The sequence below is a fragment of the Plantibacter sp. T3 genome (assembly GCF_902506515.1).
GTDB lineage: Bacteria > Actinomycetota > Actinomycetes > Actinomycetales > Microbacteriaceae > Plantibacter > Plantibacter auratus.
On the sequence record NZ_LR733287.1, the window covers coordinates 25,202 to 47,723 of the forward strand.

General features: G+C 66.3%; 28 protein-coding genes and 1 pseudogene. 22 read left to right on the top strand and 7 right to left on the bottom strand.

Annotation, left to right across the window (positions count from 1 at the left end; all coding sequences use genetic code 11):
• The first annotated feature begins 1 nt into the window (after nt 1).
• Nucleotides 2–565 (top strand): phosphatase PAP2 family protein, encoded by a 564-nt coding sequence (locus GV015_RS18790; RefSeq protein ID WP_159880476.1) that lies wholly within the window; start codon nt 2–4, stop codon nt 563–565.
• On the opposite strand, the gene GV015_RS18795 is transcribed toward GV015_RS18790, so the two are convergent.
• Nucleotides 494–1,237 carry a hypothetical protein gene (locus tag GV015_RS18795; protein WP_159880478.1) on the bottom strand — a complete coding sequence of 248 codons (744 nt, stop codon included), beginning with the start codon at nt 1,235–1,237 and terminating at the stop codon, nt 494–496. The two genes, GV015_RS18790 and GV015_RS18795, sit on opposite strands and share 72 nt — an antisense overlap.
• Before the next feature lie 276 nt (nt 1,238–1,513).
• On the opposite strand from GV015_RS18795, the gene GV015_RS18800 reads away from it, so the two are divergent.
• The 10 genes from GV015_RS18800 to GV015_RS18845 all read left to right on the top strand — a co-directional run bounded on the left by GV015_RS18800 (nt 1,514) and on the right by GV015_RS18845 (nt 8,730).
• Nucleotides 1,514–1,765 carry a hypothetical protein gene (locus GV015_RS18800; RefSeq protein ID WP_159880480.1) on the top strand — a complete coding sequence of 84 codons (252 nt, stop codon included), beginning with the start codon at nt 1,514–1,516 and terminating at the stop codon, nt 1,763–1,765.
• A gap of 231 nt (nt 1,766–1,996) precedes the next feature.
• A complete protein-coding gene (locus GV015_RS18805; RefSeq protein ID WP_236555602.1) occupies nt 1,997–4,027 on the top strand; it encodes a hypothetical protein in 2,031 nt (676 codons plus the stop codon).
• A 165-nt stretch (nt 4,028–4,192) separates the two neighbouring features.
• Nucleotides 4,193–4,741, top strand: coding sequence for a hypothetical protein (locus tag GV015_RS18810; RefSeq protein ID WP_159880482.1), 549 nt, complete (start codon nt 4,193–4,195; stop codon nt 4,739–4,741).
• A gap of 331 nt (nt 4,742–5,072) precedes the next feature.
• Nucleotides 5,073–5,960 (top strand): ArdC-like ssDNA-binding domain-containing protein, encoded by an 888-nt coding sequence (locus GV015_RS18815; RefSeq protein ID WP_159880484.1) that lies wholly within the window; start codon nt 5,073–5,075, stop codon nt 5,958–5,960.
• Between the two features lie 76 nt (nt 5,961–6,036).
• Nucleotides 6,037–6,249 (top strand): hypothetical protein, encoded by a 213-nt coding sequence (locus GV015_RS18820; protein WP_159880486.1) that lies wholly within the window; start codon nt 6,037–6,039, stop codon nt 6,247–6,249.
• Between the two features lie 86 nt (nt 6,250–6,335).
• On the top strand, nt 6,336–6,584 hold the full coding sequence (nrdH, locus tag GV015_RS18825; protein WP_159880488.1) for a glutaredoxin-like protein NrdH: 249 nt from the start codon (nt 6,336–6,338) through the stop codon (nt 6,582–6,584).
• Between the two features lie 54 nt (nt 6,585–6,638).
• On the top strand, nt 6,639–7,079 hold the full coding sequence (locus GV015_RS18830; RefSeq protein ID WP_159880490.1) for a hypothetical protein: 441 nt from the start codon (nt 6,639–6,641) through the stop codon (nt 7,077–7,079).
• Between the two features lie 60 nt (nt 7,080–7,139).
• Complete coding sequence (locus GV015_RS18835) at nt 7,140–7,952, top strand: ParA family protein (protein WP_236555603.1); 813 nt, start codon at nt 7,140–7,142, stop codon at nt 7,950–7,952.
• Nucleotides 7,949–8,344: a ParB family protein gene (locus tag GV015_RS18840; protein ID WP_159880492.1), complete on the top strand. Its 396-nt coding sequence runs from the start codon at nt 7,949–7,951 to the stop codon at nt 8,342–8,344. Before GV015_RS18835 ends, GV015_RS18840 begins: the two co-directional genes overlap by 4 nt.
• A gap of 173 nt (nt 8,345–8,517) precedes the next feature.
• The gene (locus GV015_RS18845; protein WP_159880494.1) at nt 8,518–8,730 is read left to right on the top strand and encodes an Lsr2 family protein; all 213 of its coding nucleotides are present in this window, start codon (nt 8,518–8,520) and stop codon (nt 8,728–8,730) included.
• 84 nt (nt 8,731–8,814) lie between these two features.
• Here GV015_RS18845 and GV015_RS19070 read toward each other — a convergent pair whose 3' ends face one another.
• From GV015_RS19070 to GV015_RS18860, 4 genes are all read right to left on the bottom strand, one after another.
• The gene (locus GV015_RS19070) at nt 8,815–8,952 is read right to left on the bottom strand and encodes a hypothetical protein (protein WP_201299446.1); all 138 of its coding nucleotides are present in this window, start codon (nt 8,950–8,952) and stop codon (nt 8,815–8,817) included.
• Between the two features lie 485 nt (nt 8,953–9,437).
• On the bottom strand, nt 9,438–9,887 hold the full coding sequence (locus GV015_RS18850; RefSeq protein WP_159880496.1) for a hypothetical protein: 450 nt from the start codon (nt 9,885–9,887) through the stop codon (nt 9,438–9,440).
• Between the two features lie 116 nt (nt 9,888–10,003).
• Nucleotides 10,004–10,624, bottom strand: a complete 621-nt coding sequence (locus GV015_RS18855) for a recombinase family protein (RefSeq protein WP_159880498.1) — start codon at nt 10,622–10,624, stop codon at nt 10,004–10,006.
• Nucleotides 10,625–10,756: 132 nt separating this feature from the next.
• Nucleotides 10,757–11,491: a VIT1/CCC1 transporter family protein gene (locus GV015_RS18860; RefSeq protein ID WP_159880500.1), complete on the bottom strand. Its 735-nt coding sequence runs from the start codon at nt 11,489–11,491 to the stop codon at nt 10,757–10,759.
• A 173-nt stretch (nt 11,492–11,664) separates the two neighbouring features.
• Here GV015_RS18860 and GV015_RS18865 point away from each other — a divergent pair, with 173 nt between their 5' ends.
• The 11 genes from GV015_RS18865 (at nt 11,665) to GV015_RS18915 (ending at nt 19,914) form a co-directional block, all read left to right on the top strand.
• The gene (locus GV015_RS18865) at nt 11,665–13,071 is read left to right on the top strand and encodes a rhodanese-like domain-containing protein (protein WP_159880502.1); all 1,407 of its coding nucleotides are present in this window, start codon (nt 11,665–11,667) and stop codon (nt 13,069–13,071) included.
• Nucleotides 13,072–13,301: 230 nt separating this feature from the next.
• Nucleotides 13,302–13,895: a rhodanese-like domain-containing protein gene (locus tag GV015_RS18870; protein ID WP_159880504.1), complete on the top strand. Its 594-nt coding sequence runs from the start codon at nt 13,302–13,304 to the stop codon at nt 13,893–13,895.
• Entirely contained in the window at nt 13,895–14,224 is a 330-nt protein-coding gene (locus GV015_RS18875; RefSeq protein ID WP_159880506.1) for a rhodanese-like domain-containing protein, read from the top strand. Before GV015_RS18870 ends, GV015_RS18875 begins: the two co-directional genes overlap by 1 nt.
• 47 nt (nt 14,225–14,271) lie before the next feature.
• Nucleotides 14,272–14,568 carry a rhodanese-like domain-containing protein gene (locus GV015_RS18880; RefSeq protein ID WP_159880508.1) on the top strand — a complete coding sequence of 99 codons (297 nt, stop codon included), beginning with the start codon at nt 14,272–14,274 and terminating at the stop codon, nt 14,566–14,568.
• A 10-nt stretch (nt 14,569–14,578) separates the two neighbouring features.
• Nucleotides 14,579–14,920 (top strand): co-chaperone YbbN, encoded by a 342-nt coding sequence (locus GV015_RS18885; RefSeq protein WP_159880510.1) that lies wholly within the window; start codon nt 14,579–14,581, stop codon nt 14,918–14,920.
• On the top strand, nt 14,917–15,669 hold the full coding sequence (locus tag GV015_RS18890) for a sulfite exporter TauE/SafE family protein (RefSeq protein WP_159880512.1): 753 nt from the start codon (nt 14,917–14,919) through the stop codon (nt 15,667–15,669). Before GV015_RS18885 ends, GV015_RS18890 begins: the two co-directional genes overlap by 4 nt.
• 151 nt (nt 15,670–15,820) lie before the next feature.
• Nucleotides 15,821–16,135: a metal-sensitive transcriptional regulator gene (locus GV015_RS18895; protein ID WP_159880514.1), complete on the top strand. Its 315-nt coding sequence runs from the start codon at nt 15,821–15,823 to the stop codon at nt 16,133–16,135.
• Nucleotides 16,136–16,716: 581 nt separating this feature from the next.
• On the top strand, nt 16,717–16,908 hold the full coding sequence (locus GV015_RS18900) for a hypothetical protein (protein ID WP_159880516.1): 192 nt from the start codon (nt 16,717–16,719) through the stop codon (nt 16,906–16,908).
• A 211-nt stretch (nt 16,909–17,119) separates the two neighbouring features.
• A complete protein-coding gene (locus tag GV015_RS18905) occupies nt 17,120–17,716 on the top strand; it encodes a recombinase family protein (RefSeq protein WP_159880518.1) in 597 nt (198 codons plus the stop codon).
• A 6-nt stretch (nt 17,717–17,722) separates the two neighbouring features.
• Entirely contained in the window at nt 17,723–19,105 is a 1,383-nt protein-coding gene (locus GV015_RS18910) for a Mu transposase C-terminal domain-containing protein (protein WP_159880520.1), read from the top strand.
• Nucleotides 19,105–19,914: an AAA family ATPase gene (locus GV015_RS18915; RefSeq protein WP_159880522.1), complete on the top strand. Its 810-nt coding sequence runs from the start codon at nt 19,105–19,107 to the stop codon at nt 19,912–19,914. The genes GV015_RS18910 and GV015_RS18915 overlap by 1 nt, the downstream gene beginning before the upstream one ends.
• A gap of 511 nt (nt 19,915–20,425) precedes the next feature.
• Here the strand turns inward: GV015_RS18915 and GV015_RS18920 are convergent.
• Complete coding sequence (locus GV015_RS18920; RefSeq protein WP_159880524.1) at nt 20,426–20,725, bottom strand: hypothetical protein; 300 nt, start codon at nt 20,723–20,725, stop codon at nt 20,426–20,428.
• Between the two features lie 57 nt (nt 20,726–20,782).
• Nucleotides 20,783–22,035 (bottom strand): annotated as a pseudogene (locus tag GV015_RS18925) (DDE-type integrase/transposase/recombinase).
• Nucleotides 22,036–22,522 lie beyond the last annotated feature (487 nt).

Consider the following 22,522-nt stretch of genomic DNA (forward strand, 5'->3'; position numbering starts at 1 on the left):
GGTGCTGTCAGAGATGTTCGGGCCGGCACCCCTCCTGACGTTCGCCCTCGTCCAAGCTGGGGCGCAAACCGGGGCGCGCGGCATCTGGACCGCGCTGCTCGGATCGCTGTTGATCGCCGTACTGCCCTACGCCGCGCTCATTCTCCTCGCCCGTTCGGGCCGGGTGAGCGGGCGATTCGTCTCCGAACGACGCCAGCGCGGGCCGATTCTGGCCTGCGTGCTGGTGTCAGTCATCGTCGGGGTATCGCTGCTGATCTGGCTCGGTGCCGGCGCTCAGCTCCTCGCAGTCGGGATCGCCTCGATACTCGGGCTCCTGGTTGTGACAGCCGTGAACCTCGTGTGGAAGCTCTCGATCCACGCAGCCATAGCCGCGTTCGTCGGCGTCCTGCAGTTCACCTATCTGCCGCCCCTCATCGCGGGCGTGTTGCTGCTCGTCCCAGTCGCAGTCGGCTGGGCCCGCGTCAGGGAGAGCGCACACACTCCCCTCCAGGTCCTAGCTGGGTACGGCAGCGGCGTTGCCGTCTTCCTCTGCTACCTGCCGATCCTGGCCCTGGTAACGAGCTAGCTCGAGCCCCACAGCCCCCGCGAGGAAGAACCCGACCGCGATCCACGTCGGAACGGTGTAGATCCCTCCGACGTTGACGCCCGGGATCAGTTCGAGCGCCTGGATCGGGAGCGTCAGCACCGTGATCGAGAACGCAGCGACCTGTAGCGCCGAAACGACGCGCAGCGACCGAGAACGCTTCTGATTCGCGACGGCGGCAGCCATCGGTGGAATGATCGCCAACGCGATGAAAGCCGGGTACACCCGGCCCATCGTGCCGTAAGCGGTGATCGTCCACTGGCGATCTACCGCGGACATGCCGCTCGCACTGTCCGATGTGTCGCTCAGGGCAAAGAACAGAATCGTGAGCCCGAGCACGAGAGCAAGAACCACCAGGCCCACCGGGCCCTTGATGAGCCGTCGAGCCCGCTCGCCAAGGTGGGCGTCAGCCAGGCCCAGACCGATGAAGAAGAACGCTGCGGTCAGCATCAAGTGCAAGATCAGGTTGGCGACGTTGTGGCCACCCAGCAGCCGGTCGATCACGAGGTATGGCTGTGGGATCGCGAGGCCGATCGAGAGCGTGAGCAAGAGCGTCGCGACGAACGCGTTCGTGCCCTCGCCTCGGAGCAGCCGAGGCAGCTTGGTCACGAGCACAACGCAGCCCACGGCGAACAGCGCAGTGATGATCGTCAATTGAGTGGCCTCCTAGTGGGTACTCACTAGTACACAACGGGTTCACCACCCCAGGCGGCCCTGCGGGGGTAATCACTTATCCCAATTTCTCGTCCGGCTGTCAGATTTGACTGTGACCGTCACTATTGACGTAGAGAATCCAGTATCGTGGCCCGCATGAATGGGACGATCGTGGCGACCGCCGGCTCCGCCGGCCGCGCGCACGTCCGCAACACGGAATCCGACACGCCGCGAGGGCGACTGTTAAGCGGTCCCTTAACGCGGGATCATGTGTCCATGACTCAGGGGACCAACGCAGGTGTGAAGCGTAACCGTCTCGCTACCGGCACGACGGCGAAGACTCGCAAGGTCTACCTCGACCCGACGACCGATGCGGAGCTGTCCGCCGTGTGCACAGCGTCCGGCAACGTCTCCCGCTCGCTCTACCTGGAGCAGCTGCTCGCCCTGGTCCGAGCTGAACACGGGAGCCTGCCCGTGTTCTCGCCCACGCTTGAAGTGACGGAGGCCACCGACTCAGCCGCCGCTTAAACGAAGAAGCCCGGTGCTTTCGCACCGGGCCCCTCAAAGATTCGTAGCTCAGAACCTGCACCGACCAAAGTTTCGGTTCGAGCTAATCCCCTAGAAACAGATCCGGATCCGCCCGGAGGCTTTTCCGTACCCACCCACTGGAGGTGATGGAGCCATAGTAACGCACGAGGACACGGTTGTGTCCGTCTTTCTGAACCCTGCGCCCGGCGTGTCCATCGCCAGGGTGCGCAAATGCTGAACCCGAGCACTCGCCACGGTGCCTCCGCCGAGTCGTGGACCCTCACCGGCGCTCTGAGCCCCCGGCCGACCGTCCGCGTGGCTGCCGTCGACGCCTACGGCGACGTCCTGAACACCTACACCGGCTGGCAGCGCATCACCGGGACCGAGCCCGCCCGCCCGTGGGCGGTCTACCTCGCCGGCCGCGATGGGCTGTTCCGTCTGCTCTGCTTCGACCTCGACGCCAAGACTCCCGGCGCGGCCGCCGCAGCTGCTCGCGACGCCGACGTGCTCGCTGGCCTCCTCGTCGACGTCGGCCTACAGCCCGTCGTCTGCGCCTCCGGCCCGTCCGGCGGCCGCCATGTCTGGGCCGCCCTAGCCGAAGGCGTCGACGAGCGCGCCGCGGCCGAGCTGGCTCGCTTCGCGAAGCACGTCTGCCCGACCCTCGACACGTCGCAGCTCAACAACGCAGCCACCGGATGCGTACGGCCGCCAGGGGCGCCGCACCGTGCCGGTGGTCACTCCACCGTCCTCAGCGGCGAGCTGCGCACGCTCACTGAACCCACGGGCACCGTGGCGCAGGTTCGCGCCCTCACGCAGCGCCTCGCACGCCTCGTCGACGACGCCGAGCCCGCCCACACGATTGACCCCCACAAACCCCTGCCACTCGACGATCACTCCCGGCTGTTCCTGCCCGGCCCACGTCGTGAGCTCGCGGCCGTGAGCGCGGCCGCGCTGCGAGAGGATGCCGCCCACGGCGACGCCTCGGCAATCCTTTGGCGGGTGCTCATCGGAGCCGTGGCCGCCAGGTGGCGGCACGCCGACGTCGCCGCCCTTGTCGACACCGCGCCCGGCCTGGAGCACGTACGCAGCTACCGCGACGGCGGCACCCGCCGCACACGCGGCCGCACCGACGCCGCCCGAGTACTGCGCCGCCAGTGGGACAAGGCCGTGAAGTTCGTGGCCACGACCGATCGACAGATCGGGGACGATCCCACATTCGACCGCCGGGCCGGCGCGATCGCCGCTCACGTGCGCGAGCTGCAAGCCCGCGCTGATGCCTCAGCCGGCCGCTGGACCCGCGGAGGCGGCCCTGCCGATCGCCGCATCCTCGACGTCCTCTGCCTCATCACCCTGCAAGCCCTCAGCGCCGCTGTGGAGGCCGACACCCGCCGCCTGGCCCTGTTGGCCGGAGTGGGGCGCGAGACGGCGCGCACGGCGCTCCTGCGTCTCTCTGATGACGGATGGATCGCTCACGTCCGCGCAGCCGATGGACCGCACGGCGCGCACTGGACGATCGACCCCGCGCAGGTTATCCCCAACTCCCAGTCAGACGTCGGTCACAAGCGGACCCGCGCCCCGCAGGGGCCGGGGCCGCAAGATCAACTCCCCCCGATGACTACTGGTGCCGCCGAACGTACGTCCCTCCTCGCAACTCTCACTGACCGGACGACTGCCGCTGCACATGACCTCTTCACGCTGGGACGTCCTGCCCTTGGCCACCACGCCGGGAACACCTACGCCCGAACCAGCTCCGAACCTCAGACCCTCGATGACCTCAGCCGTGCCACCGGAGCCAGCTTCACCCGAACCGCTCTTACCCTCGACCGGCTGACGTCGGCCGGCGTGCTCGTGCGAACCGCACAGGGCTGGCGCAGGACCGCCGTCGACCGGCGTCGAGCCGCTGCCGTCCGAGCCGGGGTCGACGGCAGCCTGGCCCAGCGAGCCGAGCGCTACAGCATCGAGCGCGAACTGTGGGCCTGGTGGCGTGCCGAGGACACCTGGATGCGCGCACCACGGCGCACCAGCTCGAAGCGTCGACCAGGCCGCGGACAGCTCGCCCTCGTGCCCGAGGACGGCACCAACGCCTACGGCCCGCACCCTCGTCGCGGCGACGGTCGGTTGGACTGGCGAGAAGCGCGCCGCGTCGTCCAGGACGAACGCGGAGGGGTCGCCCAGCGTGCTCCGGTGTTCGACCGCACCGAGCCCCTCGACGCCACCGAGCAGATGCTCAGCGACCTACTCGGAGCCGTACGGATCGCCTGACGCAAAAAGATGCGCAAGATCCCTGACACCTTTTCGTGACCGAGCCCGCTCATCAGGTCTCCCCGCCCCCAATGTGCACAGCCCAGCTATCGCAGGGCTGGCCTGCACACAGTGGGGACGGACAGCGCCCAATCCGGTTCGATACAGTCAACCGAGGGGGCATAGATGACATCCCAGAGTTTCGACACGCTAGTGCGGGCGGTCACTGATGCGTCCGTGTCCAACGCCTGGGCCACGGCGGTCCAGGAATGGGAAGTCATTGAGGTCGAGGAAGACCCAGCCGGCCGGGGAGTCTGTGTCTGTGGTCAGCAGAATCTCGTCCAACTGTTCACGATCGAGAACGTCAACAACCAGGCAGTTCTCTACCCAATCGGCAGCACGTGCGTCAATCAGTTCGGCCGCAACGATCTGAATCGGCAGGTTGACCTTCTCGGCGACCTGTTGGCGCTGCGGAAGACCCTCCGCGACGGAAAGTCGATCGAACTCACCGCCGACCACTTCTCACGAGCGATGCTCGAGTACTTCTGGTTTCAGGACGTGTTCACTCCCGATCAATGGAACAACCACGACGGCGAAGGCGACTACGAGTTCCTGTTGAAGATGTTCAACAAGCGTGACAAGGACGCCATCAATCGTCGTCAGCAAGCCAAGATCTACATGCTCCTCACTCAGAAAGTCTTGCCGTTCGTGGCCTCTGACTCACGGATGAAGTAGTAGCACAGGGGCGGCCGAGGGCCGTGCTCGACAGCCGCTGCGCGGCCGGCTCCTGTCGCGCCTGCGGCGCTCGTTCTTTTACCGTGAAGCCTTCGGCAGCATACGGTCGGCCAGGCTCCATGCAAGCGGCTACGCCGCCGGCTCCCCCGAGACTTTCCCGCCGCGTCGCTGCGCTCCTTATTTCGGCCAGAAACTCTCTCCTCCCCCGCCCTTTGGGTTGCACTCCACCAGGCGCTCCCTAGCGGCGGATAAACCGCCTTCACGGCAAAAAAACGTGGAGGGGGGTCGGGATGGTGGCCCCAATAGTACTAATACCGTTGGAGGTAGTGAGATGGTCCGCAAGGTCAAGAACACCAAGAGCCCCGAAGAGCGTCGCGCCGAGGCCGAGGCGCTGCAAGCCACTATCGCGGAGCAGGTCGAGGAGCTGCGCGAGTCCGAGGTGTGGGCGCGGTTCCTGACGTTCGCCCAGTCGTTCCACCGCTACAGCCTGGGTAACCTCCTGCTGATCTTCGCCCAGTGCCCCGAAGCGTCTTACGTCGCCGGATACCGGACATGGCAGAAGCTCAACCGCCAGGTGCGCAAGGGAGAGGCTGGCATCCGCATTTTCGGCGGGCGTGACGTCCGCGAGACGGTCGAGAACGAGAAGACCGGCGAGGAGGAGGAACAGCGCCGCGTGCGATTCTTCGCGGTCTCCGTGTTCGAGCTGGGACAGACCGACCTGATCGATGAGGACGAAGGCGACCCGAGCAACATCGCCCATACACTCGCCGGAGACGATCCGGCAGGCATCTTCCACGCCGTGACGGACTACCTCACCGGCAAGGGCTGGACCGTCGACCGCGAGCCCATCGCCGGAGACGTCAACGGCTACACCGTCATGGACGGGACGCAGCGCGTCGTGGTCGACGCGGATCTCTCCCCCACCCAGGCCGCCAAGACCGCGCTTCACGAGGCTGCCCATGTGTTGCTGCACTCCGACGACGAGCCCGGCGAGTACGTAGCGCACCGCGGCATCAAGGAGACCGAAGCCGAGAGCGTCGCCTACATCGTCGCCGGGATTCTCGGACTCGACACCAGCGACTACAGCGTGGGCTACGTCGCCGGGTGGAGTAACTGCGAAGCCGAGACCATCAAGGCCACCGCCTCGAACGTGCTCCGCACCGCGCACACCCTGGCCGACGCACTCACCGAGACCGACGAAGACGCCACCGCCGCCTAGCTCAATAGTACTATTACCGTTGCTTTCGAGCTGCGGTAATAGTGCTATTAGGGGTAGCCACAGAAAGGGTGCCACCATGACGAACCGCACCGCCGAGACCGTGACCATTACTACCCGTCCGTGCATGTTCTGCCGCCGGACGAGTGACGTCGAGCTGACGCCTGAGCAGGCCGCCGCCGTTGAGGCTCGCACGCCGATCCAGGACGTGCTGCCCGACGTCGCGCCAGCCACCCGCGAGCTGCTGATTTCAGGCACGCACCCTAGCTGCTGGGAAGAGGCGTTCGGATGACAGGGCAATATCGCGACGGTGGTAATAGTACTTATAGTACCAATAGTGCTGTGGATATAGGGAGGGGTCAGGACACAATGGGCGACATGATCGACAAGGAGCTGGTGGTCTACTCGAAGCCGGGGTGTGTGCAGTGCACGGCCACCTATCGAGCGCTCGACAACGGCGGCATCCCCTATCGCATCGTCGATCTGAGCGAGAGCCCGGCTGCCGTTGAGTACGTCAAGGAGCTGGGTTATCAACAAGCGCCGATTGTCGTTGTCGACGACGAGGACCACTGGTCCGGCTTCCGGCCTGACCAGATCGAGCGCGTCGGCAAGCTGATCCAGACTTGACGCGGCATAATGATAATAGTACTATTAGTACTAACAGAGTCGAAGGGAATCAGTATGACAAACCACGAACCAACCCCCTATGACACCGGCGCTCGACTGGAACCGTTCGTCTGGGTTCGCGACGGGATTACCGGCAACGAAAGCCCACGCCCGGCCTCGGCCGACGACTACGGCCGTGTGGACTTCGAGGACGACGCCTCGTGCACGATCGCCACGGCATACATGGCCCGGGAGGGGGAGTCCAACGTGTTGCACGTCGACAGCCTCAGCGACCCGCTTGTCGTCGCCACGGACCACGGACGTGTGCTCGTGCTCGACGAGGACACCGTGGCGGGCCTGGAGGAGTTGCTGCGCCTGGCCGAGCGAGGCCGTGCCGACTTCGAGCACCAGGCGAGCTATGGCGACTACAGCGCCGAAGACCGAGCCGATGCAGACCAGCGCTGGGCCAGTGTCAGAGCAGTAGCCGAGGAGCTGCACCCTCATCTGACGAATTGACACTAATAGTACTGTTAGGGTCGCTTGCAAAATGCGACCCTAACGGTACTATTAACCCTATTGGAGGCAATACCCATGACCGCTCAGATTCGCGCCTACTGCAACCAGAAAGGCGGCGTCGGCAAGAGCACGACTGTGTTCCAGCATGCGCGCCGCGCCGTGCTCGCCGGGCTCCGTGTCCTCGCCGTCGACCTTGACCCGCAGGGCAACCTCACCAGCAACGCCACCGCAGAGCCCGTCGAGGGGGACCAGGCGGGCCTAGCGGATGCACTCAGTAATCGAGCCCCCGAGACCCTCCGCGACGTGATCGTGTCGGGTGTCTGGTCTGGCCTCGACGTCGTACCCACGAGCGGCGTCACACTCGGCGCTGTCCGCGACGAGCTCACGATCGCCGGAGCAGGTCGAGAGGTTCGTCTGCGCGAGGCTCTGGCTACCGTCGCGGACGACTACGACCTGATTCTTATCGATTGTGCCCCATCGCTCGACCAGCTCACGATTAACGCCCTGACGGCCGCTCAGAGCGTCGTGGTGGTCACCCACGCGAAGAAGTGGAGCTTGGATGGGCTGTCGCAGCTCCTCGACACCATCGACAGCGTCAGGAGCTACTACAACCCCGCACTGCGTGTCGCCGGGATCGTCGTCAACCAGTACGAAGAGCGCACGGTAGGGGCCCAGCAGTGGCTTACCGACCTCGAAGGCGTGGCCGAGGCTCGCGGCCTGCCGCTGCTCTCCCCGCCGATCCCGAAGCGCGTCGTAATCTCCGACGCCACCGAGGCCTCACGTGGCCTCGACGAGTGGGGGAGTGCCGAGGCGACCGCGCTCGGAACGCTCTACGCCGACCATCTCGCCAGCATCGAAGGAGAGTCCTCATGAACCGCCCAGCGCCCCGCAAGTCCAGCCTGACCGGATCGAACCCCATCGCCCCACCTGTAGCCGCGGCGACCGAACCGGCCGAGGTGGCTGCGCCGCCGGCCCTCGTGGAGAAGGCGCAGAGCAAGCCTGCATCGAAGCCGGCGGCAGGGCCTGTCGAGGGGAAGAAGTACCGCCCCAAGGTGAGCTTCTACCAAGACCCTGCCGACACCGACCGCGTTCGCGGTGCGATCCTGCACACTCAGGTGCAGGAGGGTTCACGGTCGTTGTCGAAGTTCATCGACGATGCCGTGATGGAGAAGGTCGCCGCACTTGAAGCGAAGTACAACGGCGGACAGCCGTTCCCTGCCATTGGAGCGCGTGAGCTGCCCCAGGGGCGCCCCATGGGGGAGTAGCTCCCTCAGCTCGCGAATCACAACCACGCGTCACCAGGCGGCCCGGTGTCCTCTGCGAGAGCTACGCTGGGCGGCGATGGGACCCCCCTCCTGTCGCAGGCTCCTGGTCGACGCGCAAGTTCCCCCGCGTGTTGGCTAGGAGCCGTTCTGCGCGCAGCTGGCACGATGGGGCCATGGCACAGCGAACGATCACCACGCTCGTCGACGATCTTGACGGGACAGAACTCGAGCGAGGATCTGGCGAGACTATCCGGTTCGGTGTCGACGGCCGTATATACGAGATCGACCTCAGCACCGACAACGCTGCAGCGCTCCGTGAGACGCTGCAGCCGTACACGGAGGCCGGTCGACGGAGTGTGGCGGTCCGCTCCCGTCGCCGCAGGTAGGGCGCGAGTAGCCCCACGGCGCAGCAGATTCCGGCACGCAGAAGTGCGGGGCCACTCCTAGAGCAACCCCGCACTTCTCGGCTGCTACTTCTTGCCCTTGCCCTTCTGCGAGAGCGCGCTGCCGGCGACCTTCTTTGCTGCCGCGGATGAACGCGGGTTGCGGAGGATGCCGCTGGCGACCTTGGCGACCTTCGAGGAGGTCTGCTTGCTGTTTCGAGCCATGATTCTGATTCCAATCGTTGGGGTTGCGAGGGGTGGTTGGCCACGAGCTACGAGAACACTCGTGGCCAACCGGAGGGGATCACCCGCCGCGTCTAGCGGCGGGGCCGGATCCGAATTCGGATGGTCCGACGTCGAATGATCTTCATCGGTACCTGCCTCTCTGTGCCTTCGTAATAACCCCTGCGATAGAACGTTCAACCTATCCACGGAGGAAAAAGTTGACAGTTCAGAGTCAAACTCGTATAGTCTTCTACACACCACATGTTATCGTTTGGGTTACCTCCTGCCCGACCTGGACAGGTTGTTGCACCCTCCCAGTCTACACCCGTGGCGGCACCCCGCGCAAGGGGTTATTTGTCGTCGGCTGTAGGCTGGGATTTTTTTATGCCTTGACCAGGGTTTTCCTTGTGGGCATAGTCGAGGTTGCTCCCCGCAAAGTGATTTGAGACGCGCCCGCAGACGCGTTCGTGGCGTCGCTCGGCGCTCTAGGGGAGTAGGAGCCAGACGGCGAATGCGCCGAGCGCGCCGAGCGCAAGCAGTGCCGCACCGGATCGTTCGAGCCCGACGATCGCCGCCTTCCACTCGCCTAGCTGCCGTTTGGAGAACTTGATCGCGTCGGTGGCCTTCTCGGCCTTCAGGTTGTACCGACGCTCCCGCGCGGGGAGAGCGTTCGGCGGGGGTTCGATCAGAGCGCGGCCGTAGGACTCGGCGGTGTCGACCACGCGTCGGAGCTTGTCGACCTGAGGCCGGAGGAGCAAGGAGCTGGCGACCCAAAACGACCCGAATGCGGTCACGATCACTGGTATCCCATTGAGGGCGCGGGGCGAGAAGAGGTTTCCGGCCAGAGCATTGACCAGCCAGAGAGCAACAATGACCAACCACGCGGGGGCCAGCGAGAGTACTACGTGCACGCCGGTAGTTTTCGGGATGTCCATCCGCAGGGCTTCATCGAGCGCCGTGCTCTGTTCGAGGGTGTTGGAGTTCTCTCGCGGTGCTGACGCTATCGACCTCCGTCCGAACAGTCGACGGAGCGTGCTGCGAGTGCGTGACATCAGGTGTTGTCGACGGTCGGAAGCGCGGGTGTGATGGGGTCGCCCTTCAGCCTCGCTCGCTCAACCGCTCGATAGACCGTTGCGACACCAACCGCGTATCGCCGCGCCAGCTCGTGCACCGAGTAGTCACCGGAGTGAAACTCGGCCACAAGGTGGCCTTCTGTGGCCGGCGTGAGCTTCGGGGCGCGTCCGCGAAGCCGGCCCTTCGCCTTCGCGACCCGCATCCCCTCGCGTGTACGAGCGCGGATTAGGTCCGCCTCGAACTCCGCCACCATCGCCAGCGCGTTGAACAGCAGTCGACCGGTCGGATCCTGAGGATCATGCACGCTGTCCCCGATTCGCAGCCGGACGCCTTTCTGTGTCAGTTCGTCGATCAGGTCACGTGCATCCGGCACCGATCGCGCCAACCGGTCGAGGCGGGTGACCATGAGAGTGTCTCCGGCGCGGCACGCCGCCATTGCCTCCCTGAGCGCAGGACGGGCCCGTGTTGATCCCGTCAGCCCCTCGTCCACGTAGAGGACGCCAGGAGCGACGCCGGCAGCTGCGAGAGCATCCCGCTGCATCGTCGCGTCCTGTCGATCGGTGGACACGCGAGCGTATCCGACGAGCACTCCGGGCATACTGAAACCTTCCGTTTGGGGAACCATCACCGGAAGTATTACCGGAACGGGTCATACGAGAACTGTGATTGACAGCGCTTCGTGGCGGCGTTTTGCATCGCTTATTGGCGTCGCAGTGGTCGTGAATCGGTTCTACACGGCGCCAGAGGTGCCGAGCAGCGATCCGATCAGGAATGTGGCAGCGAGAGCCAGAGCGCCGCCGACGAGGATGCGGATCACCGGGCGCAGAGCCGGGCTGCCGCCGACCCGTGCGCTGATGTATCCGGTCGCGGCGAGAGCGATCAGCACCACCACGAAGGTCACCGGAACCCTCAGCTCCGGCGGAGGGAGCAGGATCGCCAGCAGCGGCAGCGCGGCGCCGAGGAAGAACGCCAGCGCTGAGGCGCCGGCGGCGGCGAGCGGACTGGCGACCGCTTCCTCGTCCAACCCGAGTTCCGCTTCCAGGTGTGCGGTCAGAGCGTCGTTCTCGGTCAGCTCGCGGGCGACCTGATGCGCTGTCTCCGGGGTCAGGCCGCGCGCCTGGTACAGCCAGGCGAGCTCCTCGAGCTCCCCGGCAGGATCCTCCGCCAACTCGACGCGCTCCTTCGCGATCAGCGCACGTTGGCTGTCGCTCTGGCTGCTCACCGACACGTACTCGCCGAGCGCCATCGAGATCGCCCCGCCGACCACGCCCGCGACACCTGCCGTCAGGATCGGCGCCGTCGCGGTCGTCGCTCCGGCGACACCCACGACGAGAGCGGCGACCGAGATGATGCCGTCGTTCGCGCCGAGCACGCCCGCCCGCAACCAGTTCAGTCGCCCCGAGATGGCACTGTCGTGCGGCTCCGCGCGGGGAGAGGAGGGCGGAGGTGCTGAGGCGGTCGACATGGGGGTCATGCAAGCACCGCGGCCCTCGGATTGCCAGCCAGGACAGGGTGCCCAACTGACGCAGCATGCCCTGATCGCGCTCGGAGGGTCCGGAACGCCGCCGGGCGGCCACACTCGACAAAATACCCCCGGGGGTATAAGTTTGTCGCTTGTTCCTACTGAAAGGGGAAGTGATGCTGCTCGAACGCTTTTACGACGACGATCTCGCCCAGGCGAGCTACCTCATCGGCTGCCAGGCCACGGGAGACGCGGTGGTCGTGGACCCGCGACGGGACGTCCAGATCTACCTCGATACCGCCGCCCGCAACGGGATGCGCATCGTCGCGGTGACCGAGACCCACATCCACGCCGATTACCTCTCCGGCACGCGCGAGCTCGCGCGTGCCACCGACGCCGAGATCTTCGTGTCGGGGGAGGGCGGCGTCGACTGGCAGTACGGCTTCGACGCGACCCGGCTGCACGACGGCGACGTCATCCCCATCGGCAACCTTCGCCTGCAGACCCGGCATACCCCCGGTCACACTCCGGAGCACCTCGTGTTCCTCGTCACCGACGGCGCCCTCACTCACGATCCCGGCTACCTGCTCTCCGGCGACTTCGTGTTCGTCGGCGACCTCGGCCGCCCCGATCTGCTGGATGAAGCGGCGGGCGGGAAGGACACGCGATTCCAGGGCGCGCAGGACCTCTTCGACAGCCTCAAGCGCGTCCTCCTCACCCTTCCCGACCACGTGCAGATCCACCCCGCGCACGGCTCGGGCAGCGCCTGCGGCAAGGCGCTCGGAGCGATCGCGTCGACCACCGTCGGATACGAACGCCTCTACACCTGGTGGGGTCCTTACCTCGCGGCGGATGACCGGGACGGATTCGTCCACGAGCTGCTCGACGGGCAGCCCGACGCGCACGCCTACTTCGCCCGCATGAAGCGCGAGAACCGCGACGGCCCCGCCGTGCTCGGACCCTTGCCCGAGCTGGCGGCGGTGACGTCCGAGGACGCAGCCGAGCTTCTCCGTGACGACGACGTGGTCCTGGTGGACACCCGCCCCCCGGCCGACGTGCGCGCCGGCTCGGTGCCCGGTGCCCTGGCGATCCCCGCGACGGGGAAGACCGCCGCGTGGGGTGCCTGGGCAGTGGACCCGGAGCAGGAGAAGCGCCCCCTCCTTCTCTTGGTCGATGGGCCGGAGCAGGCCGATCACGTGCGCGATCACCTGATCCGCGTCGGAATCGACTCCTACGCCGGCTACCTCACCACCCTCGACGGGCTCGAGACGCGCCCCTCCGCCACCATCGCCCCCGACAAGGTCGAGGACATCGAGGACGCCTTCGTGCTGGACGTGCGCGAAGCGAGCGAGTACGCCGCCGGCCACGTCCCCGGAGCGACCCGGATCGGCGCAGGACGCGTGCTGTGGGAGACCGACCGGCTCCCGAAGGATCGCACGATCATCAGCTACTGCCAGAGCGGCGCCCGCAACATCATCGCCAGCCAGGCGCTGCGCCGAGCCGGGTTCCCCGTCATCGAGATCGAGGGCAGCTACCTCGGCTACTCCCGCGCTCAGCAGACCGCCGACGCACCCACCGCCTGACGCACCCTCCTCACGGCTACCCGCCCGCCGCGCCCAACCCCGGCGCGTCCTCCTCACGCGCCCGAACTCGGGCGCGGCGGGCGGACACCAGCCCGAGCGTGAGTCTTCTCGCGCCGGGCCGCCGGCCCTCGCCGCTCGGTCTCTCACCCGTGCCGACTGCGGCCATCTCCTCGCTTCCGATCACCGGCGGCACCCGTTCGCGGTGTCGCCGCGCTCTCGAAAGGGCAACCATGACGACCACCTCTTCCCCTCTCACCGTCGACTCGAGCACCCTCCAGGAGTGGGTCAGCGAGCACGAGGACCTGCTCGTCATCGACGTACGCTCCGCAGCTGAGTTCGAATCGCTGCACATCCGCGGCTCCTTCAACGTGCCCCTGCCACTGCTGTCCGAGCACACCGACCAGCTCGCCGAGCGCCTCGGAAGCCGCGTCGTGCTGGCCTGCCAGTCCGGAGTTCGCGCGGAGCAGGCTCGACTGCGCCTGGCCGCGACCGGCCTCACCGGCGCCTACGTCCTGACCGACGGAGTGCCCGGCTACGCCGCCGCCGGCGGCGATGTCGTCCGCGGCGCTGAGCGATGGGCAATGGACCGCCAGGTCCGCTTCGCCGCCGGCGTCCTCGTGCTCCTGGGCCTTGTCGGCGGACGCGTCATCGCCTCCCCGCTGCGGCTGCTGTCCGGCGCGATCGGAGCGGGCCTGACGTTCTCGGCCGCCGTGAACAGCTGCCCGATGGCCTCCGTCCTCGGACGACTGCCGTGGAACAAGGCCGCCGTCGAGCCGACAGCCACAGGCGCCATCACCCAAATCCCGGTCCGGAGCGCAGCCTGATGGGTCTTCTCGACCGCCTGTTCCGCTCGTCCCGCACTGTCTCCGTCGCGCAGGCGAAGGAGCTCGTGCTCTTCGGCGCCACCCTGGTCGACGTGCGCACCACACAGGAGTGGCGCACCGGCCACGCCGCAGGAGCGAAGCACGTGCCGCTGGACACGCTGCAGAGCACGAGCGCAGGAATCCGGAAGGACCGTCCCGTGGTGCTCATGTGCCAGTCCGGCGTCCGCTCCGCATCCGCGGCACGCCTTCTCGCCAACCGCGGCTACAGCACCCACTCCCTGCGCGGCGGGATCACCGCCTGGCGCTCCGCCGGCGAACCCCTCCGCTGACCCCTCCCAGTGAGGCATCACCCCGCTCACCACTTGAAGGAGAACCGATGAACGAGATCACCGTCACCGAAGCCGACCGTCGTCGTCCGACGAGCCAGATCCTCGACGTCCGCGAGAACGACGAGGTCGCCACCGGCATGATCCCCGGCGCCCTGCACGTGCCGATGGGACAGCTGGGGCAGCGCCTCTCCGAGCTCTCGCCCACCCAGCCGATCATCGTCGTATGCCGCAGCGGCCGCCGCAGCGCCGCCGCCGCGGCAGCACTCGCCGGCGCCGGCTTCACCGCCGACACGATGGCCGGCGGGATGGACGCCTGGACCCTCGCCGGCCTCCCCACCACCTGACCTCGGATCGATGACCGTCCACACCCTCACCACTGACACGTTCGACACCGAGACGACAGCGCACGACGTCGCTCTCATCAGCTACGGGGCGAGCTGGTGCGGTCCCTGTCGCGCCTTCGCGCCCGTGTTCGAGAGCCTCTCCGAGCACTACCCGGCAATCCTCTTCGCCACCGTGGACATCGAAGCCGAACCGCTTCTCGCTCGAGCAGCCGGAATCAAGTCCATCCCGACAGTCCTCCTCCTGCGCCGCGGCGAGGCGGTGCGCCGCCACTCCGGCGTCCTCGCCGCCGCGGCCCTCGCCGACCTCGCCGAGAGCGCCCTCACCGACCCGACAATCCGGAAGAGCGCATGAGCCTCATCTCCCTCCCTCTCGGCCTCCTCATCGGAGCAGTCCTCGGCCTAGTCGGCGCCGGCGGCTCGATCATCGCCGTCCCCGCCCTCGTCTACGGCGTCGGACTGTCGACCGACGAGGCCGTCCCCGCGTCCCTGATCGTGGTCGGACTGGCCGCGCTCTCCGCCGTGATCCCTCGACTGCGACGCGCGATCGACTGGCGCACCGCCGTTCTCGTCGGCGCCGCAGGAATCCCTGCCGCGTGGGTCGGCTCCCAGGTCAACGAGGTCCTCGACCCGGACGTGCTGATGCTGCTCTTCGCCGCCCTCATGGTCGCTGCCGGCATCCGCATGCTCACCGCCCCACCTACCGGACACGATCACCGGGTCCGCCTCTACGCGCTCCGCGCGATCGGAGTCGGCCTGGTCGTCGGATTCCTCACGGGCCTGCTCGGCATCGGCGGGGGATTCCTCATCACCCCCGCTCTCATCCTCCTTCTCGGCCTATCCGCCGGCACCGCGGTCGGCACCTCGCTGGTCATCATCGTGATCAACTCCGTCGCAGGCCTCAGCGCCCACCTCCCCGGCGCCACCCTCGACTGGCCCGTCATCCTCCTGTTCAGCGGTGCCGCTATCGCCGGGTCCCTCATCGCCTCCCGCTACGCCTCCCGCCTCCCAGACAGAACCGTCAAAATTGTGTTCGCCGTACTGGTGCTCCTCGTCGCCCTGTTCGTCGCGTCCGTCAGCATCACGGGACTACTCACCCGCTGACCCTCTCGCAACGAGATGGCGGGCGATCGAGAATCATGCCCCAGCCCTCCACCCTGATACCCCCAGGGGTAATCTGATCCCCATGCCGCTGCGCACCCGCAGCATCAGAGCACTCGACGCACACCTCGCGCCGCGAACAGGAAGAACGAGCATGACCGACACCGCCGGCCAACTCCACGACACGGACGCCGTCCGGAAGATCGCGAACCGCCTCAAGCGCGCCCAGGGGCAGCTCACCGCGGTAATCAGTGCGGTCGAGAACGGCGGCGACTGCCGAGACGTCGTCACCCAGCTCTCCGCCGTCTCCAGCGCTCTTGATCGGGCCGGCTTCGCGATCATCTCCACCGCCATGCGTCAGTGCCTCATCACAGACGACACCGACTCCGCCGGCGACGACGCAGCTGACGCCCCTCCGCGCAAGCTCACCGTGGAAGAGCTCGAGAAGCTCTTCCTCACCCTCGCCTGAGGCGGCACAGCACCACGACGGAGTGAACACACAACGCTCGTTCGGTGCCGCGTCGGCTTCCACATGATCCTCATCGAGCGGCGCCGACCCGGCTGATCGGCGTTAGACGCCATGCCGAGTCCTTGACTTCCGACAAGAACTGAAATCGGTAGGCTCGTGCTAGGCCGCGACGTGGCTCCGATCGGTGAGCAGACATTGCCATCCCCCTCGTTTCAAGCCATACTGATAACGCATGGATACACGTGCGCCCGAGGCCAGCCACCCGGCTGGCTTTCTGCGTTAACGGGCGGTCCGCGCCTCGAGCAGGCCCTCGACGCTCCTCAGTCGCGGTGCCACGCCGCGGCCCTGCTATTTTCAGCGGAACGATGTCACCTCGTACGTTGATGATGGGCACTCGATCCGTCGCCTGCCCAGCCGGCCTCGAGCCGGCTTTTTTCATGCCCAGGATCTGAGCAGCCCACGCTCTCCTGGCCCACTCCTCTCCTGCAAGCGCCCGAATGGCTGCTTGTAAGGAGTAGAACCGAGTCGTCCGGCTCGGTGCCATCTGGATGCGCATGCGCGTCCCCGCGGAGAGGTTCGTCATGTCGATCCTGCTTCCCGAGACACCGGAGGAGGTGACCTTCTTGACCGCAATCGCGGAGCAGCTCCCCGAGCTGTTCGCGATCGTCGTCTTCGCCCCGCTCGTCTACAAAGTCGTGCTTGGCAAGAACGACGCTCCCGCGAAGCGTGTCGCGAAGATTGCCAGACGTCTCCGTCGCCCGCCTCAGGCGTAGCGAACTCGAAAAAGCACTCCTCCTCTGCGGAGGGGAGAGCTCTGTCCTCTATCGCCTCAATAAACAGTAGCTTTTCGAGACACCTGATCAAGATGCGACTCGAGGTCCGCTGGAGCTGAGATCTCGGGCGCGAGTCTGTCTCGGAAAGCCGTCTTGCCGTGTTTCGTCTCAGGAGGGGTCGCAAAGGGTGTTTCCGAGTCAGAATGGGCTCGTGAGGCTTCTGGGTTATACGCGTGTGAGTACGTCGAGTCAGGACGCGCAGCTGCAGCTCGACGCGCTCGTCGCCGCCGGCGTGCAGAAGCGCGACGTCTTCGCGGACGTCACCTCGGGGAGTAAGACCGCGATCGAGCGGACCGGGATGAAGAAGCTGCTCGAGTACGCCGAGGACGGGGACACCGTGGTCGTGTGGCGAGTCGACCGCCTTGGCCGCTCCCTGATCGACGTTCTCAATACGGTGAACTTGCTGCGTGAGCGTGGAGTCCAGGTGCGGTCGATCTCCGACGGGATCGACCCATCGACATCGACGGGCCGGCTGATGTTGAACATGCTGGCCACGCTTGCGGAGTACGAGCGAGAGCTCATCGTGGAGCGGGTCAACGCCGGCATCGCGGCCGCCCGCGCGAACGGCACCCGGTTCGGTAGGCCTCTGTCGGATCCGGTCGTGATCGCGGACAAGCTCGCGATCGCCGCAGATGCGCGAGCGCGCGGTCGCACCGCTGAGGACGCTGCTCGTCTAGTCGGGTGGAGTCGCGCGACGCTCTATCGCCACCAGCAGGCTCATGCGGCCCGCGAGAGTGCAGAGATGTAGCGACTGATGGACGGCCTCGAGCGGTGGCGGATCCTTCGACTTCACGTCGAAGATCAGGTCTCTCTCGCGGCCCTCGCCCGCGAGAGCGGCATCGGCACGCGGACGCTGCAGCGCTGGCATCAGCTTTATAAGAGAGACGGGCTCGCCGGGCTCGACGACACTGCGAGGACGGACAAGGGCGGTCGGCGCACGGATCCGGCGACCGTCGCCGCCATAGAGGGGCTCGCCCTGACTCGGCCTCGTCCGTCGATCGCGACGTTGCATCGCCTCACCGTCGAGGGGTGCCTGCGCGACGGCAGGCCGGCGCCGAGCTACGCGACCGTCCGGCAGATCGTGCAGGCCCTCGACCCCGCGCTCGTCACTCTCGCGTTGGAGGGTCCTGCTTCCTATCGCGACCGGCACGAGCTGGTGTTCCGGCGCCGGGCGGAGCGGCCTAACCAGATTTGGCAGGCCGACCACACCGAACTCGACATCCTCATCGTCGGCGCGAACGGCAAGCCCGACCGCCCCTGGCTGACGACCGTCATGGATGATCACTCCCGCGCGATCTGCGGCTACATGCTCTTCACCGGAGCACCCTCTTCGCTGAACACCGCTCTCGCGCTGCGGCAGGCGATCTGGCGGAAGACCGACCCCGCGTGGGCGATGTGCGGGATCCCCGACGTGCTGCACGTCGACCACGGCTCCGACTTCACCAGCCACCACCTCGAACGCACCGCCGTCGAGCTGCACCTCCGGCTCATCTTCTCGACCGTCGGCCGACCCCAGGGGCGCGGCAAGATCGAGCGCTTCTTTGGCACCATCAACACCGAAGTCCTCCCGACCCTCCCCGGCCACCTCGGCCCCGGGAACCGCAGCCCGCAGCCCGCGCTCGATCTCCCGGGCGTGGACCGGGCGATCGGCGCCTTCATCGCCACCTACAACCAGCGCACCCATCAGGAGCTCGGTATTTCCCCGCGCGACGCGTGGGTCGCGGACGGCTGGATACCCCGCATGCCCGACACCCTCGACGAGCTCGACGGCCTGCTACTCACCGTCCCGACCCATCGCACTGTGCAACGAGACGGCATCCACTTTCAGGGCCAGCGCTATCTCGCGCCCACCCTCGCCCCGTTCGTCGGACACACCGTCACCATCCGCTACGACCCCCGCGACGTCTCCGAGATCCGCGTCTACGACCACGACACCTTCCTCTGCGTCGCCGTCGACGAAGCCCACCCCAACATCCGCCTCAGCCTCCGCGACATCGAAGCCGCCCGACGCGCCCGCCGCCAGGAACTCCGCCGCGCGATCCATGACCGCATCCCCACCGTCGCCCACCGCGAAGAACCCCACCTCACGGACCCCACCCCGCGCAAGAGACGTCTCCGCACCTACGAGGAGGAGTGATGAGCCAGAGCTTCATCGTCACCAAGGAACACCGCCGGTTCGCCGAGTTCGCGAACGCCGTCAAGAAGGAACGCACCATCGGCATCTGCCACGGCGACGCCGGCGTCGGGAAGACCAACTCCGCCCGCCGCTACGCCAACTGGGACGTCCTCGAGCCCTACGTCACCGCAAGGGGCCCGCGCAGCGAAGACGACGCGAAACACAACGCACTCGCCAACCGCTCCCGCACCGTCTTCTACACGCCCGAAGTACTCCCACGCCCCAAGGACCTCATGCGGGAGATCGGCAAGTGGCAGATCGACCTCGGCATCTGCATCGACGAGCACCTCCGCACGATCGGGAAAGTCGCTGGCGTGCACAACGGAGACGCGTACCGACGGGTCGAGCTGCTCATCCTCGACGAGGCCGAGCGCCTGACGCCGACCGCGCTCGAGCTGCTCCGCGACGAACACGACCGCACCCACCTCGCGATGATCCTCATCGGCATGCCCGGCATCGACCAACGCTTCCGCCACTACCCCCAGCTCTACAGCCGACTCGGCTTCTCCCACCGCTACCGGGCCCTCGGCCGCGACGAACTCCTCTTCGTCCTCGACCGACACTGGAAACACCTCGGACGCACCCTCAACCCAGACGACTTCACCGACGCCCAAGCCATCGCTGCCATCGAACGCATCACCCGAGGCAACTTCCGCCTCCTCGAGCGACTGTTCCCTCAGATCAGCCGCGTCCTCAAGATCAACGAGCTCGAGACGATCACCGACGACGTCATCGAAGCCGCCGCCAGTGTTCTCGTCATCGGCAACTGACTCAGCGACATGGAGCGATCACAGAACACCGCCACCGAGCGGGCAACTCCACATACGAGAACGTCGCCACGCGGTCGAAGACTCGATGGCTAGGTGTTCCGGTGAACGATCGGCTACCGGAATGGCTACCCGTTGATGACCGGCGGCGTGCCAGCGGGGGTGACTGACCATCGAAGGGCGCCCGCGCCCTCGGGATCCAGCTCGAAGTCTTTCACTCGATGGGCCATCACTTCGATGTCGTGACCGATGGAGCAGTGGGTCCCGTTCCAGTTCCAGTGAGGCAGGTAGGGGGCGGGGTGGCCCTTTATGCGGACGTACGGGAAGAGGTCACTGGGGTACTCGCTCGTGAAGGCCTGATAGAGACCGAGCAGTGCCCCCTCGATCACCTTTGCGGGCGTGTCCTGGGGGAATACTGCGAGTGTCGAACCGGGAGGCGTCGTGGGCCAGTTTGAAGAGGCGTGGCCCTGAGTGTGTGACCAAGTGATAACCCAGGCCGACCGCGTTTTCTTCATTAGGCAGCCCAGAGGGCAGCGAAGTTGCCGGCGGTACCGATCAGGATTCCAGCGACCAGCACTATCACCGCTCCTCGTTGGCGTGCTCGGGAGTCGAGGAGGAAGGCGATTACGTCGCCGGCAGAGTCGTTCATCGTCGATGCACCGTCTGCGCCACCCCCGTCGATCGTGTTCCGATTCGGGCTACCTGCGAGGCGGCGCGCCGTCTGCATCTCTAACAGGATCAGGAGGACGCCAGCGAGCTGTAGAAGTGCGGCGGCCGCGAACAATGAGCCGGCGATCGAGCGTGGGAGTTCCATGCGCAAAGCGTAACGATGGGCACTGTGATGTCTCAGGACATCGGTGACGAATCTGCATCAGGACTTCCGTGACAGTCGGTGTATCAGGACATCGGTAGCGCTTCGATGTTCTTGGGCCTCGGGCCGCGGGGGCGGCCGTTTCCTACGTAGGTCACGCCGGCTGGTGGGCGGATGTGTTCGATGAGGATTTCGCCGTCGAGATTTGAGACGGCGATCTTGTCACCGTCGACGACGACCAGCACCTGCTGGAGTCGATACTGTCCGCCGACGATGTAGATGACTCTTGCGAGAGTGAAGGTGCCGGCGCTGTTTAGTCTCCTGAGAGTGATTTCTGTGGGCAGATCGGCCGGCGTCAGGTCGGGACGGATGGCTGTCCGGGCGAAGAGCTGCGGCTCGGGGTTGGGGCGGGGAGGGTCAGCCTTCGAGGTGGCGTTCCAGGCGGTCTCGGGGGTGACGCGACCGGGGAGTCCTTGGCGTGGGCGCTCGGTGTTGTAGATGCGGTCGAACGCGTCGACTTGGGTCTGCAGGGTCATCAGGGTGTCGGCGAGTGGCTGTTTATCGAGGTAGCGGAACAAGGTCTGATGGAAGCGTTCGTTCTTGCCCTGCGTCGTTGGCTTGTAGGGCTTGCCTGTGATCGCCTCGGTGCCGAGCGCCGAAACATGGGTCACGAGTTGCCCGGGGAATCCGCGACGTGAGGGATTCAGTGCGACCCCGTTGTCGGACAGGAGCCGTTGAGGAACCCCATTGGCGGCGACCGCCTTGTCAAAGACCGTGATAGCCGCCTCAGCGGTCTCGCCCCAGGCGACATGGGACGCGACCGCGTAGCGGGAGTGATCGTCGATGAGCTGGAAGATCACGCATTTGCGCCCACCGATGAGGACGTACTCGGTGGCGTCGAGCTGCCAACACGCGTTCGGCGCCGGATAGACGAAGCGCCGCCATGCTGATCGGGGTTTCTTCTTCGGCTCCAGCCTGGCCACACCGGCCTCGCGGAAAATCCGGGCCAGCGAGGCAATCGACGGCACCGCCTCAAACCCCATCGTCCGCATCTTGTCGTGCACGCTGATCGGCCCGTGGTCCAGCCCAGAGGCCTCGAGTGAAGCACGCACCTGAACGGAACGCGCTTTGATCTCGTCGGGTATCTGTGACGGGCTTGCTCTCGGTCGCCTGGTCCTGGGTTCAAGCACCGCGGCCGGACCCTCATCGCGGGCACGCTTTCGAAGTTGGTAGAAGGACTTGCGAGAAATGCCATGCTCGGCACAGAACGTCGAGACGGCACCACGCGGTGCGTCGCTGGGCCATTGCGCGATCGCGAGACGGACACGAGGATCGATAGGTTCGTTGGGAGTCACCACTCGAGCCTTCACGGGTGAATACGGTCGCGCAGGTGGTGGCAGATGCTCCGTCATCAGCGATTGCCGTCTTGCCCCGGCCCCGACCAGGTGCGGGTGTGGGTGAGGTCAGAGTCAGAGCACTCTCAGCGAGGAACGGCACCCCTTCGGGTACTCTGTGGGGGTATATGTCCGACTGCGTGACTGTGGAGGTGAAATGGTCCCGACTTCGCGAACGCCTGTTCGTCCGATGCCTTCCCCGCGTCTGAGGTCGATGCTGTTCTCTCTCGTCGCGCTTGCAGCGCTCCTCATTGGCGTGTTTGTCATGCACGCCGGGAGCCCGAGCGCGAGTGCTGCTCCGATGACTGCATCGGCTCACTCCACACACGCCGACACCCATGCCCCGGCTCCGGCCGCAACGGCAGCGGATCAGGCGCACACGAGTTGGACGGATTGCGGTGAGGGT